This is a genomic window from Listeria valentina, from assembly GCF_011800755.1.
In the GTDB taxonomy this organism is placed as follows: domain Bacteria; phylum Bacillota; class Bacilli; order Lactobacillales; family Listeriaceae; genus Listeria; species Listeria valentina.
Map to the genome: position 1 here is coordinate 34,832 of NZ_JAATJW010000008.1, position 15,083 is coordinate 49,914.

The following is a 15,083-nucleotide window of genomic DNA, read 5'->3' on the forward strand; positions in this document are numbered from 1 at the left end:
GAGGGATGAGATCAATGTATGATCGTTTGCAGGCGGTTGAGAACCGCTATGATGAACTAAATGAACTATTAAGCGACCCAGAAGTGGTTTCTGATGCGAAAAAATTGCGAGATTTATCAAAAGAGCAGTCCAGTATCGCAGAAACAGTAGAAACGTATCGCCATTATAAAGAAGTAACGTCTGGAATTGACGAAACGAAGGAACTTTTGTCGGAAAAACTGGATGATGAAATGCGCGAGCTTGCGAAAGAAGAGCTAAATGGTCTGCAAGAAGAAAAAACAGAACTAGAAGAAAAGCTGAAATTGCTTCTTGTACCGAAAGACCCGAATGATGATAAAAATGTCATCATGGAAATTCGCGGGGCAGCGGGTGGCGACGAAGCGGCTTTATTTGCGGGAGATTTGTTTCGGATGTACAGTCGTTATGCAGAAGCACGTGGCTGGAAAGTGGATGTGATGGATGCGAATCCGACTGGAATTGGTGGCTACAAAGAAATTATCGTGATGATAAACGGTGCAGGAGCGTTTTCGCGCTTGAAATATGAAAATGGGGCTCACCGTGTGCAGCGGGTTCCAGAAACGGAATCGGGCGGACGGATCCACACGTCTACGGCAACGGTTGCGATTTTACCGGAAGCAGAAGATGTGGAAGTGGATTTGCAGGATAAGGATATTCGCGTGGATACATTTGCTTCGACAGGGGCAGGTGGACAAAGTGTCAATACAACGATGTCGGCTGTAAGGCTAACGCATATTCCGACAGGGATTGTAGTTTCGATGCAAGATGAGCGCTCTCAAATTAAGAATAAAGAAAAAGCAATGAAAGTTTTGCGTGCGCGCGTTTACGATAAATTTGAAACGGAAGCACGCGAAGAATATGATGCAAACCGGAAATCAGCTGTTGGAACGGGAGATCGCTCTGAACGGATTCGAACTTACAACTATCCGCAAAACCGGGTGACGGACCACCGGATTGGTTTGACGATTCAAAAGCTCGATCAAATCATGGAAGGGAAGCTAGACGAAATCATTGATGTGCTAATTTTAGAAGATCAAACTAGTAAATTGGAGCATTTAAACGATGCCGAATAAAAAAACGATCGGGATGCTCCTTCATGAAGCGGCGCAAATTTTAAAAGCGCGGAACTTGGATTTAAACGCGGCGGAGATTTTGCTTGAAACGAGACTCGGTTTGAAAAGAACGGAGCTTTGGTCGAGCTTTGATCGCGTTTTGGAAGAAAAACACGAGTTGCAGTTTAAAGCAGATTTTGATCGCTATTTAAATGGTGAGCCTGTGCAGTACATTTTAAACATTGCTCCGTTTTATGGTTACGATTTTTATGTCGATCAAAATGTGTTGATTCCAAGACCTGAAACAGAGGAACTCGTCTTGTTGTGCGAGCAGTTCTTGAAGAAAAACCCACAGAAAACGGTGCTCGACGTCTGTACAGGAAGTGGCATCATTGCGATTTCGCTAAAGAAGCTTTTTCCAGAACTGGCGGTTTCGGCTTCTGACATCTCTTTTCAGGCGCTTGCCGTTGCACAAAAAAACAGTTTGGCACTGAACACGCCCGTGAATTTTGTGGAAACCGACTTGCTAGAGGCGTTTAAGCACGAAAAGCAAACGTTTGAGGTGGTGGTCGCAAATCCCCCTTACATCGCTGAGCGCGAGAAACAAGAGATGTCGACTTACGTTCTAGCGAACGAACCAGAACTCGCTCTTTTTGCCGAAAATAACGGCTTAGCAATTTATGAACGCTTAATAAAAGACTTGCCAGAGGTGCTTGATGATAAATTCTGGGTAGCGGTTGAAATTGGCTATACGCAAGGGGAAGCGGTGCAAGCCTTATTCGCATCCACGTTCCCAGAAGCGAAAACCTACATCCATAAAGATATCAATCAAAAAGACCGCATTGTCGTTTGTTCTAATTTATTAAATGGAGACATGAACTGAAAAGTCGTGTCTTTTTTTATTGCGAATCACGCATCTGTTTGTGGATAACTTCTTCAAAAAGAAGCTGATAAATGTAAAATATTCTATTATAAGTTGCTCTAGAACAAGGTTTTGGATGGATATCCACAAATCCACATAAAGTTATCCCCAAGGAATAAGTTATTATCCACAGTTTGGGGATAACTTTTTAGCCGTAAAAGATTGTAAAACGAGGTGAAAAGAAGTTAGAATAAGACAAGAAGGCGAAAAAAGGAGTATAAAAAGATGGAAACGAAACTTTGGAATATTGATCAAGGAAAAGAAATCTATCAAGAAGCGGCAGATTTACTTCGTGCAGGAGAAACGGTGGCCTTTCCGACGGAAACCGTTTATGGACTTGGGGCTGATGCGACAAATCCAGATGCGGTTAAGAAAATTTATGAGGCAAAGGGTCGACCATCTGATAATCCCTTAATTGTGCATATTGCAGATGCCAAACAAATGCAAGAGTTCATCGCCGAAGTTCCTGAAAAAGCGGAGAAACTAATGGAGGCTTTTTGGCCAGGTCCGCTAACGCTGATTTTGCCAATTAAGCCTGGTGCACTTGCGGAAAGTGTCACAGCGGGTTTAAACACGGTGGGCGTTCGAATGCCTGTTCATCCGGTTGGACTTGAATTATTGCGTGTCACGAATCGTCCAATCGCGGCACCAAGTGCGAACCGTTCTGGACGTCCTAGCCCAACAACGGCGCGTCACGTGGAAGAAGATTTAAGTGGTCGAATTTCAGCGATTATTGATGGTGGAAGTACGGGAGTTGGATTGGAATCGACTGTGCTTGATGTTACTTCCGAAATACCAGTGATTTTGAGACCTGGCGGTGTTTCAACGGAACAAATCGAGGAAGTGATCGGTGAAGTCTGGTCCGCTCAAAATACGCTGAAGAAGGAAGAAGTTCCGAAAGCACCAGGAATGAAATATACACATTATGCTCCTCTTGCGCCGGTTTATCTTGTGGAAGGCGGTGCTGCTTTTTGGGATAAACAAATTAAGCGCGGTCTTGACCGTGGCGAAAAGGTGGGATTGCTTCTTTCAGATGAATTAGCGGCAGAAATTCGTGAGCCAGTAATGAAAATTAAAATCGGTAGCCGAGCTCAAATGGATAAAATTGCAAGGCGTTTGTATGATGGTTTACGCTTATTTGATCATACGGATACGACTCTCATACTCGCGGAAACTTTTCCAAAAGATGGGATCGGAGATGCGGTGATGAACCGACTTGAAAAAGCAGCAGGGAATAAATACTTGAATGAAACAAGTGAGTTGCCGCGATGAATATTCTACTAATTTGTACGGGGAATACTTGTCGCAGTCCCATGGTAGAAGGGATTCTTCGGAAAGCTCGGCCTGATGTTTTTGTTCGGTCAAGGGGAATTAGTGCGAAAGAAGGGGCTCCGCTTTCGGCGGAAGCGGAGCGAATTCTGCGTGACGAAGGCTTGCTGTTTTCTCATGAAGCGCATCAACTTCAACAAGAAGATCTGGCATGGGCGGATAAAATTTTTGTGATGACCGCGGCCCAGTTAGCCTTACTTCGGTTGATTTTTCCTGCAGAAGAAAAGAAGTTTGCTTTGATTTCGCCAGAGGGAAAAGATGTTTTTGACCCGTTTTCTGGCGGCGAGGTGGAATATCAGCTGGCTTTTGACGCTCTTCAAACGGCTATTTACGAACGCTTTCTATAAGTGAAAGGGTTCACTTTCTAAATTTACTAAAAAATCGAATAAAACACTTGATTTTCTATTTTTTTTGCGTAATGATAGAGATAATTGAATGTAGGATTCGACATAAAAAACAAAAAAATTGGAGGTTGGGTGTATTGGTTTATCTGCAAAAAGGAGATACTGAGGTTTTTAACGCAATTCACTTGGAACTGGGAAGACAAAGAAACAACATTGAACTCATCGCATCGGAAAATTTTGTAAGTGAACAAGTTCTTGCAGCTATGGGATCAGTCTTAACCAACAAATATGCGGAAGGGTATCCAGGAAGACGATATTATGGCGGGTGCGAATATGTTGATATCGTTGAAAACTTGGCGAGAGACCGGGCGAAGGAACTTTTTAACGCAGATTATGCAAACGTTCAGCCTCACTCAGGAGCACAAGCCAATATGGCGGTTTATCAGGCGGTGCTTTCACCGGGAGATACGGTGCTCGGTATGAACTTGGCGCATGGCGGGCATTTGACACATGGTAGTCCTGTTAATTTCAGCGGTGTGTTATATCATTTTGAAGAATACGGCGTTGACCCAGAAACAAAACAAATTGATTACGATGAAGTGCGAAAAGTTGCGCTTGAAACGAAACCTAAATTGATTGTGGCGGGAGCGAGTGCTTATCCACTTGCGATTGATTTTGCGAAATTCCGTGAAATTGCTGATGAAGTAAATGCGCTTTTCATGGTTGATATGGCGCATATTGCCGGACTTGTCGCTGCAGGATTTCATCAAAACCCGGTAGAATATGCAGATTTTGTCACAACAACAACACACAAAACGCTTCGTGGCCCCCGCGGGGGAATGATTCTTGCAAAAGAAAAATGGGGTCAACAAATTGATAAAGCAGTTTTTCCAGGGATTCAAGGTGGACCGCTGATGCACATTATTGCGGCAAAAGCCGTAGCGTTTGGGGAAGCCTTGCAGCCAGAATTCAAGGAATACCAAGCTCAAATTATCAAAAATGCGAAACAACTAGCTACAACGTTACAAGAAAATGGAATTGATGTGCTAACGAATGGAACGGATAATCATTTGTTATTGATTGATTTAAAAGCGCTCGGGATCACTGGAAAAGATGCAGAAACAGCACTTGATTCTGTTGGTATTACAGTGAATAAAAATTCCATTCCATTTGAAACGGAAAGCCCGTTTGTAACAAGCGGGATTCGTGTTGGAACGGCGGCAGTTACAACGCGTGGCTTTAACGAACAAGCGATGATTAAAGTGGGCGAGCTTATCGCTAAAGTATTGCACAACTTGAATGAACAAGCTGTTTTGGATGAAGTGCAAGAAGAAGTGACGAGCTTTATGCAAAATTATCCGCTATATGAACATGTGTAAAAAAGCAAAACAAGGTAGAAAATGAATTTTTCTGCCTTGTTTTTATGTGGAGATGATTTTTCTATTGCACTTGAGCTGTCTTCTGATACAATTAAGAAGAGAAATTTCGATATGAAAAAGGAGCGGAACGGAAATGTCAGAAGTACATGTAACAAGTCATCCATTAATCCAACATAAGTTAACTATTCTTCGCGATAAAGAAACAGGAACGAAAGCATTTCGTGAACTTGTCGATGAAGTTGCCACTTTAATGGCGTATGAAATTACTCGTGATATGGAACTGGAAGACACAGTAGTGGAAACACCGATTCAAAAAACAAAAGCGAAGTCGCTTGCAGGGAAAAAAGTTGGCGTTGTTCCAATTTTGCGTGCAGGACTTGGAATGACAGATGGAATTTTGAAGCTAATTCCTGCCGCTAAAGTAGGTCATGTTGGTTTATACCGTGATCACGAAACGCTTGAACCTGTAGAGTACTTCGTGAAACTTCCTTCTGATGTCGAAGAAAGACTTTTCATTGTTGTTGATCCAATGCTTGCAACGGGCGGTTCGGCAATTATGGCGATTGATTCGCTTAAAAAACGCGGGGCAAAAAACATGAAATTTATGTGTCTCGTAGCGGCTCCAGAAGGCGTTAAAGCACTTCAAAAAGCGCATCCAGATGTAGATATTTATATCGCTGCACTTGATGAAAAACTAAATGAAGACGGATATATTATCCCCGGCTTGGGAGATGCGGGCGATCGTTTATTCGGAACAAAATAGAAGAGGTTGAGGGATATGGCAAAAATTAAGGTGATGAGTGTTTTCGGGACACGACCTGAAGCAATTAAAATGGCACCGCTCGTTCATGCACTTAAAGAAAACCCAGATCAGTTCGAGTCGGTCGTAGTTGTGACGGCGCAACACCGAGAAATGCTTGATCAAGTTATGGAAATTTTTAATATCGAAGCGGATGTTGATCTAGATATTATGAAAGCGGGTCAAACGCTAAGTGATATCACATCGCGAGTTTTATCTGGTCTGGTTGAAACAATTAAACAAGAAAAGCCAGATATTGTGCTTGTCCACGGGGATACGACAACAAGCTTTGCTGCTGGCTTAGCTTCATTTTACGAACAAACAGCAATCGGACACGTGGAAGCGGGCCTTAGAACTTGGAATAAGTATTCCCCGTTTCCTGAAGAAATGAACCGCGAACTTACTGGAGTTTTAGCAGATCTACATTTTGCGCCAACGGATACGGCAAAAGAAAATCTGTTGCGCGAAAACAAGAAAGCGGACGCGATTTTTGTGACGGGCAATACGGCGATTGATGCGTTAAAAACGACGGTGCAAGAAAACTATTCGCACCCGATTTTAGACGGCTTAGGCGATAATCGCTTGATTTCGATGACAGCTCACCGGCGAGAAAATCTTGGAGAACCTATGCAAGGCATGTTCGAAGGTGTGCGGGAGATCGTTGAAGAGCGTCCAGATGTTGAGCTCGTTTATCCGATGCATAAGAACCCAGCGGTAAGAGAAAAAGCTATCAGCATTCTCGGTGGACATGATCGAATTCATTTGATTGAACCGTTAGATGCAATCGATTTCCATAATTTCTTGAAAAAATCGTACTTAGTTTTTACCGATTCTGGTGGCGTGCAAGAAGAAGCGCCGGGCATGGGCGTCCCCGTTTTAGTTTTGCGTGACACAACTGAACGACCTGAAGGCGTGGAAGCTGGAACACTAAAACTAATCGGTACTGAAAAAGCAGCTTTGATTAAAGAGGCTTTGCTGTTGCTTGATAATCCAGCGGAACATCAAAAAATGAGTCAAGCGAGCAATCCATATGGTGATGGGGAAGCATCCAAGCGAATTCTTGAAGCCATTTCTTCTTATTTTAACGGAACAAAACGTCCAGAAGATTTTAAAACCAATTGATTCAAAGTAGACAGTTATCCAGTTTGGATAGCTGTTTGTTTATTTATCAGTTAAATGAAAACGCCTTATTATTACATATTTATTACAGAAGGGATTAAGGGTAGAGCTTTTTAGTAACATGTGATAATATGTTCAATGTTATCAATCAAATGAACCTAGAAAACGTACTTTCATTCATCAAGGGATAGAGCGCTGCGAAGCATTCTTTTATTCCCGCCGGCAAAAATTTGCTGACAGAAATAAAGTTGCGGCTTTGAAGGGTTATATCAATCGGGGGGATGAAAGAACCGCTTTTGTGTTCTTTTTTCAGTAGAAAAGTGCTTTCAGATTCTCGATTTTAAAGAAGCGAAGGCCTTTTACAATTGTGAAAGGTTTTTTATTTTTTTAAGTTTGTGAAAAAACATACTTGTTTCTGAGTAGGCTTTTCTGAGTATCGGAGGTGTTTATGTAGACAAACCCAGGCTGCGGATTTCATTCGATAAACCTTTACAAAAAAGTAAACAAAAAAACAATCAAATGTTTTCTGAACACCTGGGAAATGTGATACTATAAGAACGTAGGCGCAGAATAAAATGTGGTACGATATTGACTTTTATCTTTTCGCTGTTGTATTCTAGAAAGGACACGGTGTTAAGGCTTTCATTGCTGAAAGAAAAGGGATAGAAGGTTATAAGTGTGTCGTATTTCACAAAGTTAAGCTGCTCACTCCGAATTAGTTTGCAAATTTAATTTGTAAACAAGACGATTGACATGCATGAAAAAGAAAGGACGGCATCATATGTTAGAGTCGCTGATAGGAATGTACCATCGCCATCAAAAGTATCTCATTGCATTTATTGGAGTTTGTCTTGTAGGCTGGTTTCTTACACCGTATGTACATATCTTCTTGGGTTTGAAATTAGGACTAGTCGTAGGCTGGTTTAATTACTGGCTACTGATGAGACGAACGCAAGCGATGACAAAGGCTCTTGCGGAAAACCGAAACTTTTACGGGATCGGAACGGTTGCAAGAATGGGAAGTGTCCTACTTGCGACAATCATTGCCACACAACTCCCCGAGTATTTTCATGTTTACAGTATGCTTATTGGTCTAGGAATAGCTTATGCGGTTATCTTCTTGGATTTTATACTGTATTCCTTATATCGGAGAAAAAAGTTAACAAAAAGAGAGGGGTGAACCAAATTGGAAGAAAACTTTCCCATAGTCCATTTTCTAGGCTTGGATTTTAACCTTTCGAACCTAGTGATGATTACTGTTACATGCGTGATCGTACTTTTGATCGCTATTATTTGCACCCGTAATTTAAAACGGCGTCCAACTGGGAAGCAAAATTTTATTGAATGGGTAATGGACTTTGTCCGGGGTATCATTGGTAGTAACATGGACTGGAAAACTGGAGGAAGATTTCATGTTTTAGGGATTACGCTAATTATGTTCATCTTTGTAGCGAACATGCTCGGTGTTGTAACGTCCGTTGCAGTTCACGATGAAGTTTGGTGGCGTTCACCCACAGCGGATCCAATTGTAACGTTAACACTTGCCATTATGATACTTGCGCTTACACATTATTATGGTGTCAAGATGCGTGGATTCAAACATTATTTCATGGGCACATATTTGAGTCCAATGAAATTCTTGTTCCCGTTAAAAGTAGTTGAAGAGTTTGCTAATACGTTAACGCTTGGATTGCGGCTTTACGGAAACATTTTTGCTGGTGAAGTTTTACTTTCTATTATTGCGACTCAACTCGCTCACATCAACATTTTTACAGGGGTACTCGCAATCATTCCAGCGCTCTTATGGCAAGGATTCTCCGTATTCATCGGTGCTATCCAAGCGTATATCTTTACAATGTTGACAATGGTTTATATGTCACACAAAGTTAGTGATGAACATTAAGCTTTAATAAATGAAACAAATTAAACAGGAATTTTAAGGAGGATATTAAATTATGTCTTTAGGTGTTATTGCAGCTGCAATCGCAGTAGGATTAGGTGCACTAGGTGCAGGTATTGGTAATGGTCTTATTGTTTCGAAAACTGTTGAAGGTGTTGCTCGTCAACCAGAAGCTCGTTCAATGCTACAAACGATCATGTTCATTGGTATCGGTTTAGTTGAAGCCCTTCCAATCATCGCTGTCGTTATTGCATTCATGGTTCTAAATAAGTAATTAAAACCACGAATCGCAAAGAGATCGGGGTTTTTCCCCGTTTCTTGAAATGTAATTTAGTTTTAGCGAATGTTTGGAAAGGAGTGAAACAGGCGTGTTACAACCACATTTAGTAGTAGGTTCTGCTTTTACAATAGGCGATAGTCTATTTACACTCTTTACTTTCGCACTTTTATTAGTGCTGATCCGCATTTTTGCTTGGAAGCCACTAATGAATGTTATGAAAGAACGTGAAGAGCACATTGCATCTGAAATTGATTCGGCTGAAGAAAGCCGTTCACAAGCTGAAAAACTTCTTGATGAACAACGTGAAGTTTTAAAACAAGCTCGTGTAGAAGCACAAACAATGATTGAAAATGCTAAGCAGCTTGGTGAAAAAGAGCGTGTAGAAATTGTTAAACAAGCACGTTCCGAATCAGAGCGCCTAAAAGAAGAAGCGAAAAACGAAATTGTTCGCGAAAAAGAAGAAGCTATTTCGGCTCTTCGCGAGCAAGTCGGCTCCTTATCTGTTCTGATTGCCTCGAAAGTAATCGAAAAAAATCTGGATGAAAAAGCACAAAACGATATCATCCAAGATTATATCGAAAGGCTGGGCGATGAAAAATGAGTAAAGATTTAGAAGTCGCAAGCCGTTATGCTACAGCTATTTTTCAAGTGGCTGAGGAGAAAAAGCAAATCCATGAATTTGGTGGGGAACTCTCCGTTATTAAGCATGTTTTAACTGAAAATGAAAATTTTGTAAAACTACTTGAAAATCCGACTCTCACAACAGAGCAAAAGAAAGAACTTGCTGGTTCTGTTTTTAAAGATGTAAATGAAACGCTTCGGGATTTTATCTTTTTGCTAATTGACCGTGGGCGTGAAGATTATTTAATGGTAATCGCCGATCTTTATAAAGAACGAGTCAACAATCTGGAAGGAATCGCTGAAGCTGATGTTTACTCAGTTATTCCGCTTTCAGACCAAGAAAAAGAATCACTTTCTGCTGTATTTGCTAAGAAGTTGGACAAGAAAAAGCTCCATATCCACAATCATGTTGACAAATCGCTTATTGGCGGTGTTCGTGTCGTGATTGGGACTCGCATTTACGATGACAGTTTAAAAACGAAATTAAAGAACATGGAACGGCAAATTAAAGCCTAGTTCCCGTTTTTTCAAGGGGTGAAATTGATGAGCATTAAGGCTGAAGAAATCAGTTCCATTATAAAGCAGCAGATCGAAAACTATCAAAGCGATTTGGAAGTAAGTGAAGTAGGTACAGTTACTTATATCGGTGATGGGATCGCGCGTGCACATGGACTTGATAATGCAATGGCCGGAGAATTGTTAGAGTTCTCAAATGGTGTAATGGGAATGGCACAAAACCTAGAAACAAATGATGTAGGTATCATCATTTTAGGCCCTTACACAGAAATTCGTGAAGGCGATGAAGTTCGTCGTACTGGGAAAATTATGGAAGTACCTGTTGGAGATGCTCTCATAGGGCGTGTTGTTGATCCACTTGGTCGACCAGTTGATGGTTTAGGCGCAGTTGAAACGACTAAAACTCGTCCAATTGAAGCAGTGGCTCCTGGCGTTATGCAACGACAATCTGTTTCTGAACCACTACAAACAGGAATCAAGGCAATTGATGCTTTAGTTCCAATTGGTCGTGGGCAACGTGAGCTGATTATTGGTGACCGTCAAACAGGGAAAACTTCTGTTGCAATTGATACGATCCTAAATCAAGCTGACCAAGATATGGTTTGTATCTATGTCGCGATCGGTCAAAAAGAATCTACTGTTCGTACAGCAGTTGAAACGCTCCGCAAGTATGGAGCGCTTGATTACACAATCGTTGTAACAGCGGCAGCTTCACAACCAGCACCTCTGCTTTACCTTGCACCATATGCTGGTGTAGCAATGGGTGAAGAATTCATGTATAACGGAAAACACGTTTTAATCGTTTATGATGATTTATCGAAACAAGCGGCTGCATACCGTGAACTTTCCTTGCTGCTTCGTCGTCCTCCAGGTCGTGAAGCTTATCCAGGGGATGTTTTCTACTTGCATTCGCGTCTTTTAGAACGTGCTGCAAAACTTAGTGATGCACTTGGTGGAGGATCAATTACTGCACTTCCATTTGTTGAAACACAAGCAGGAGATATTTCTGCCTATATTCCAACAAACGTTATTTCGATAACAGATGGACAAATCTTCTTGCAATCTGATTTATTCTTCTCAGGCGTTCGTCCTGCGATTAACGCTGGTTTGTCTGTATCACGTGTTGGTGGTTCAGCACAAATTAAAGCGATGAAAAAAGTAGCGGGTACGCTTCGGCTTGACCTTGCTGCATATCGTGAACTTGAATCGTTCTCGCAATTCGGGTCTGATTTAGATGCGTCAACACGTGCGAAACTTGAAAGAGGGAAACGTACGGTTGAAGTGTTGAAACAAGATTTACACAAACCTTTAAAAGTTGAAAAACAAGTACTCATTCTTTATGCACTTGTTCATAACTATTTGGATGACATCCCAGTTCATGATGTTCTACGCTTTGAATCTGAAATGAATACGTGGTTCGATCACAATCATGCAGAATTACTCGATGAAATTCGGACTACAAAATCTCTTCCAGATGAAGCAAAGCTGAACAGTGCACTTGATGAATTCAAAAATACTTTTGTTCCTAGTGAAGAAAAATAATTTCTTCTAAAAGGTGGCAAGAAACAAGGTGGTGAAAATCTGTGGCATCTTTAATTGATATTAAACAGCGAATTAATTCAACGAAAAAAACCAGTCAGATCACAAAAGCTATGCAAATGGTTTCTGCATCTAAACTGGGTCGTGCTGAAGCGAACGCAAAAGCTTATGCACCTTATGTTTCGAAGATTCGTGATGTCGTTACAAATGTTGCGGCAACGGGAAATAGCTCAGATCACCCAATGCTCGTTTCAAGACCTGTAAAACGGACAGGCTACATCGTGATTACTTCTGATACAGGACTTGCTGGTTCTTATAACAGCTCAGTTATTAAAGAAGTGTATCAGGATATCACAACGAAGCATAATTCAAGTGATGAGTATGCACTCATTGTTGTAGGGCGAACTGCACGAGATTTTTTCAAAGCTCGTGGGATGAATATCGTTCTAGAAATTGAAGGGCTTTCTGATCACCCGGCTTTCGCCGAAATCAAAGACATCGCAAGCAATGCTGTTCAAATGTTTGAAGATGGTGTTTATGATGAGTTGTTCATTCATTACATCCATCATATCAACTCGATTTCAAATGAACTTCGAAATGTACAACTTCTTCCGTTCACGGAATTCCATGAAGCAGGAGAAGAAGCTGAGCATGATATGACAGTGTATGAATTTGAACCATCAGAACAAGAAATTTTAGAAGTTTTGCTACCACAATATGTGGAAAGCTTAATTTTTGGTGCGTTATTAGATGCCAAAGCTGCTGAACATGCTGCTCGGATGACAGCGATGCGCAGCGCAACAGATAATGCATCCGATTTAATTAGTGATCTATCGCTTCAATATAACCGTGCTCGCCAAGCGGCGATCACGCAAGAAATTACCGAAATCGTTGGTGGTGCGGCCGCACTCGAATAGCTTATATTTGTGCTATTTGAAGCCGACTTCAACCCATGCGAACCCTTTTGGGAAGGTAAGTGAGGAGGAATAATCGCATGACGAAAGGACGAGTAATCCAAGTAATGGGACCAGTAATCGATGTAAAATTCGACGGCGGTGAACTGCCTGAAATTTACAATGCCCTTACTGTGGAGTATCCAGCTCAGTCAGAAGAAAAAACTACAAGAAGTCTTACCTTAGAAGTAGCTATTCAGTTGGGTGATGATGTTGTTCGTACAATTGCGATGGCATCCACTGATGGTGTGCAAAGAGGAATGGACGTAATTGATACAGGGAGTCCAATAACGGTTCCTGTTGGTCAAGTGACGCTTGGACGTGTATTTAACGTTTTAGGTGATACAATCGATTTAGATGCGCCGATTGAAGGCGATGTGAAACGCAATAAAATCCACCGTTCTGCCCCTACATTTGATGAACTATCAACAACAACTGAAATTCTAGAAACGGGTATTAAAGTTGTTGATTTGCTAGCTCCTTATGTTAAGGGTGGTAAAATTGGATTGTTTGGTGGCGCGGGTGTAGGTAAAACCGTTCTTATCCAAGAATTGATCAATAATATTGCACAAGAACATGGCGGTATTTCTGTATTTGCGGGCGTTGGTGAACGTACACGTGAAGGTAATGACCTTTATTTCGAAATGAAAGAATCTGGCGTTATTGAAAAAACAGCGATGGTATTCGGACAAATGAATGAACCACCTGGTGCTCGGATGCGTGTTGCGCTAACAGGCTTGACGATTGCGGAATACTTCCGTGATGTAGAACATCAAGACGTGCTACTTTTCATTGATAATATTTTCCGGTTTACTCAAGCTGGTTCAGAAGTATCTGCCTTGCTTGGACGTATGCCTTCTGCCGTTGGTTATCAACCAACGCTTGCAACGGAAATGGGGCAATTACAGGAACGGATCACTTCAACAAATGTTGGTTCTGTTACATCTATTCAAGCAATTTATGTGCCGGCCGATGACTATACCGATCCGGCTCCGGCAACTACATTTGCCCATTTGGATGCGACAACTAACCTTGAACGTAAATTGACAGAACAAGGGATTTATCCAGCGGTTGATCCGCTAGCTTCTACTTCTCGTGCGCTTTCTCCTGAAATTGTCGGAGAAGAACATTATGAAGTGGCTACACAGGTACAACAATTATTGCAACGTTATCGTGAGCTGCAAGATATTATTGCTATCCTAGGTATGGATGAACTTTCTGATGATGATAAGCTAGCAGTTGGGCGTGCACGTCGCGTACAGTTCTTCTTATCTCAAAATTTCCACGTGGCTGAACAATTTACTGGGCAACCAGGTTCTTATGTACCAGTCAAAGAAACAATCAAAGGATTTAAAGACATCCTAGCCGGCAAATATGACCATATCCCAGAAGATACTTTCCGTTCTGTAGGGCGTATTGAAGAAGTCCTTGAAAAAGCAAAAAGCCAAGGAATTGAAGTCTGATAAAAACAGGAGGAGATACGTATGAGCGAATTAAAAGTAAGTGTCGTTACTCCAGATGGCCCTGTTTTTGAAGGTAATGCAAATATGGTGATTGCCAGAACAAAAGCTGGCGAGCTTGGTATCTTACATGGACACGTTCCACTTGTAGCTCCGCTTAAAATTGATATTGTTCGCTTGAAACAAGATTCAGGAGAAGAGTGGATTGCTGTAAATGGAGGATTCATGGAAGTAAACGGTGAAGAAGTAAATATTTTAGCAGATACTGCTGAGCGTGAACAAGATATTGATGTTGATCGTGCTGAGCGCGCTAAAGAACGTGCTGAACAACGATTGAAAGAAGCTAAAGAGCAAAAAGTAGATGCTATTACAGCACAAGTTGCTCTTCAAAAAGCAATCAATCGAATTCACGCGAAAAATCATTAATATACGAAAACTCTCAACCAAAAAGGTTGAGAGTTTTTTTGAGGGCAAGAAAATGTATTTCGAGCCTCATTTTTGATAGAATATAAAAGAATGTTTTGAGGAGAGTGAATAGATTTGTACAATATTGTTATGGAACAACCTCTTACGGTAATTCTTTCACATTTGATTTTTATAATAATCACGTTTTGGGCGCTGCAATCCATTAACTATGAAAAATTTTTAAGGAAAAATCACGTTGTACAAGCGAGACTGCTTTTTGCGATTCTTGCAATTGTAATTGGCTATTTTTTGAGTAGTTTTTTCATTGATTTTTTAGCTGTTTTTAAACAATTATCACATAATTTTTAATTATTGTGTTTAAAAAGAGCAGTTTCCGTGAATAATGATAAGGATAAATATTTAGTGGGATTTGAGAGATTGACTGTT

The 15,083-nt window shown here is 41.1% G+C and carries 17 protein-coding genes; all 17 read left to right on the forward strand.

Features of this window, described 5'->3' with window-relative positions; all coding sequences use genetic code 11:
• Positions 1-14 precede the first annotated feature (14 nt).
• Positions 15-1,091, forward strand: coding sequence for a peptide chain release factor 1 (gene prfA / locus HCK02_RS03715; RefSeq protein ID WP_167628784.1), 1,077 nt, complete (start codon positions 15-17; stop codon positions 1,089-1,091).
• Entirely contained in the window at positions 1,081-1,953 is an 873-nt protein-coding gene (gene prmC / locus HCK02_RS03720) for a peptide chain release factor N(5)-glutamine methyltransferase (protein ID WP_167628785.1), read from the forward strand. The genes prfA and prmC overlap by 11 nt, the downstream gene beginning before the upstream one ends.
• Positions 1,954-2,217: 264 nt before the next feature.
• The gene (locus HCK02_RS03725; RefSeq protein ID WP_167628786.1) at positions 2,218-3,264 is read left to right on the forward strand and encodes an L-threonylcarbamoyladenylate synthase; all 1,047 of its coding nucleotides are present in this window, start codon (positions 2,218-2,220) and stop codon (positions 3,262-3,264) included.
• Complete coding sequence (locus HCK02_RS03730; protein ID WP_167628787.1) at positions 3,261-3,668, forward strand: arsenate reductase/protein-tyrosine-phosphatase family protein; 408 nt, start codon at positions 3,261-3,263, stop codon at positions 3,666-3,668. The genes HCK02_RS03725 and HCK02_RS03730 overlap by 4 nt, the downstream gene beginning before the upstream one ends.
• A gap of 134 nt (positions 3,669-3,802) precedes the next feature.
• Positions 3,803-5,044, forward strand: a complete 1,242-nt coding sequence (glyA, locus tag HCK02_RS03735) for a serine hydroxymethyltransferase (RefSeq protein WP_167628788.1) — start codon at positions 3,803-3,805, stop codon at positions 5,042-5,044.
• 133 nt (positions 5,045-5,177) lie between these two features.
• Complete coding sequence (upp, locus tag HCK02_RS03740) at positions 5,178-5,807, forward strand: uracil phosphoribosyltransferase (RefSeq protein WP_167628789.1); 630 nt, start codon at positions 5,178-5,180, stop codon at positions 5,805-5,807.
• A gap of 15 nt (positions 5,808-5,822) precedes the next feature.
• Entirely contained in the window at positions 5,823-6,965 is a 1,143-nt protein-coding gene (wecB, locus tag HCK02_RS03745) for a non-hydrolyzing UDP-N-acetylglucosamine 2-epimerase (RefSeq protein WP_167628790.1), read from the forward strand.
• 778 nt (positions 6,966-7,743) lie between these two features.
• Positions 7,744-8,142, forward strand: a complete 399-nt coding sequence (locus HCK02_RS03750) for an ATP synthase subunit I (protein ID WP_167628791.1) — start codon at positions 7,744-7,746, stop codon at positions 8,140-8,142.
• Positions 8,143-8,148: 6 nt separating this feature from the next.
• Positions 8,149-8,865, forward strand: coding sequence for a F0F1 ATP synthase subunit A (atpB, locus tag HCK02_RS03755; RefSeq protein ID WP_115753937.1), 717 nt, complete (start codon positions 8,149-8,151; stop codon positions 8,863-8,865).
• Between the two features lie 52 nt (positions 8,866-8,917).
• Complete coding sequence (gene atpE / locus HCK02_RS03760; RefSeq protein WP_003723467.1) at positions 8,918-9,136, forward strand: F0F1 ATP synthase subunit C; 219 nt, start codon at positions 8,918-8,920, stop codon at positions 9,134-9,136.
• Positions 9,137-9,230: 94 nt separating this feature from the next.
• Entirely contained in the window at positions 9,231-9,743 is a 513-nt protein-coding gene (gene atpF / locus HCK02_RS03765) for a F0F1 ATP synthase subunit B (RefSeq protein ID WP_167628792.1), read from the forward strand.
• The gene (locus HCK02_RS03770; RefSeq protein ID WP_167628793.1) at positions 9,740-10,279 is read left to right on the forward strand and encodes a F0F1 ATP synthase subunit delta; all 540 of its coding nucleotides are present in this window, start codon (positions 9,740-9,742) and stop codon (positions 10,277-10,279) included. The genes atpF and HCK02_RS03770 overlap by 4 nt, the downstream gene beginning before the upstream one ends.
• 27 nt (positions 10,280-10,306) lie before the next feature.
• Positions 10,307-11,821, forward strand: coding sequence for a F0F1 ATP synthase subunit alpha (atpA, locus tag HCK02_RS03775; RefSeq protein WP_167628794.1), 1,515 nt, complete (start codon positions 10,307-10,309; stop codon positions 11,819-11,821).
• A gap of 41 nt (positions 11,822-11,862) precedes the next feature.
• Positions 11,863-12,735, forward strand: coding sequence for a F0F1 ATP synthase subunit gamma (locus HCK02_RS03780; RefSeq protein ID WP_167628795.1), 873 nt, complete (start codon positions 11,863-11,865; stop codon positions 12,733-12,735).
• Between the two features lie 77 nt (positions 12,736-12,812).
• The gene (atpD, locus tag HCK02_RS03785; protein WP_167628796.1) at positions 12,813-14,234 is read left to right on the forward strand and encodes a F0F1 ATP synthase subunit beta; all 1,422 of its coding nucleotides are present in this window, start codon (positions 12,813-12,815) and stop codon (positions 14,232-14,234) included.
• A gap of 21 nt (positions 14,235-14,255) precedes the next feature.
• On the forward strand, positions 14,256-14,657 hold the full coding sequence (locus tag HCK02_RS03790) for a F0F1 ATP synthase subunit epsilon (RefSeq protein WP_115753932.1): 402 nt from the start codon (positions 14,256-14,258) through the stop codon (positions 14,655-14,657).
• A gap of 114 nt (positions 14,658-14,771) precedes the next feature.
• A complete protein-coding gene (locus tag HCK02_RS03795) occupies positions 14,772-15,005 on the forward strand; it encodes a DUF1146 family protein (RefSeq protein ID WP_167628797.1) in 234 nt (77 codons plus the stop codon).
• Positions 15,006-15,083 lie beyond the last annotated feature (78 nt).

Excerpts from the sequence above, each read along its gene's own strand:
- prfA (WP_167628784.1), top strand. The coding sequence starts at position 15 with ATGTATGATCGTTTGCAGGCGGTTGAGAACCGCTATGATGAACTAAAT.
- prmC (WP_167628785.1), top strand. The coding sequence starts at position 1,081 with ATGCCGAATAAAAAAACGATCGGGATGCTCCTTCATGAAGCGGCGCAA.
- HCK02_RS03725 (WP_167628786.1), top strand. The coding sequence starts at position 2,218 with ATGGAAACGAAACTTTGGAATATTGATCAAGGAAAAGAAATCTATCAA.
- HCK02_RS03730 (WP_167628787.1), top strand. The coding sequence starts at position 3,261 with ATGAATATTCTACTAATTTGTACGGGGAATACTTGTCGCAGTCCCATG.
- upp (WP_167628789.1), top strand. The coding sequence starts at position 5,178 with ATGTCAGAAGTACATGTAACAAGTCATCCATTAATCCAACATAAGTTA.
- wecB (WP_167628790.1), top strand. The coding sequence starts at position 5,823 with ATGGCAAAAATTAAGGTGATGAGTGTTTTCGGGACACGACCTGAAGCA.
- HCK02_RS03750 (WP_167628791.1), top strand. The coding sequence starts at position 7,744 with ATGTTAGAGTCGCTGATAGGAATGTACCATCGCCATCAAAAGTATCTC.
- atpE (WP_003723467.1), top strand. The coding sequence starts at position 8,918 with ATGTCTTTAGGTGTTATTGCAGCTGCAATCGCAGTAGGATTAGGTGCA.
- HCK02_RS03770 (WP_167628793.1), top strand. The coding sequence starts at position 9,740 with ATGAGTAAAGATTTAGAAGTCGCAAGCCGTTATGCTACAGCTATTTTT.
- atpA (WP_167628794.1), top strand. The coding sequence starts at position 10,307 with ATGAGCATTAAGGCTGAAGAAATCAGTTCCATTATAAAGCAGCAGATC.
- atpD (WP_167628796.1), top strand. The coding sequence starts at position 12,813 with ATGACGAAAGGACGAGTAATCCAAGTAATGGGACCAGTAATCGATGTA.
- HCK02_RS03790 (WP_115753932.1), top strand. The coding sequence starts at position 14,256 with ATGAGCGAATTAAAAGTAAGTGTCGTTACTCCAGATGGCCCTGTTTTT.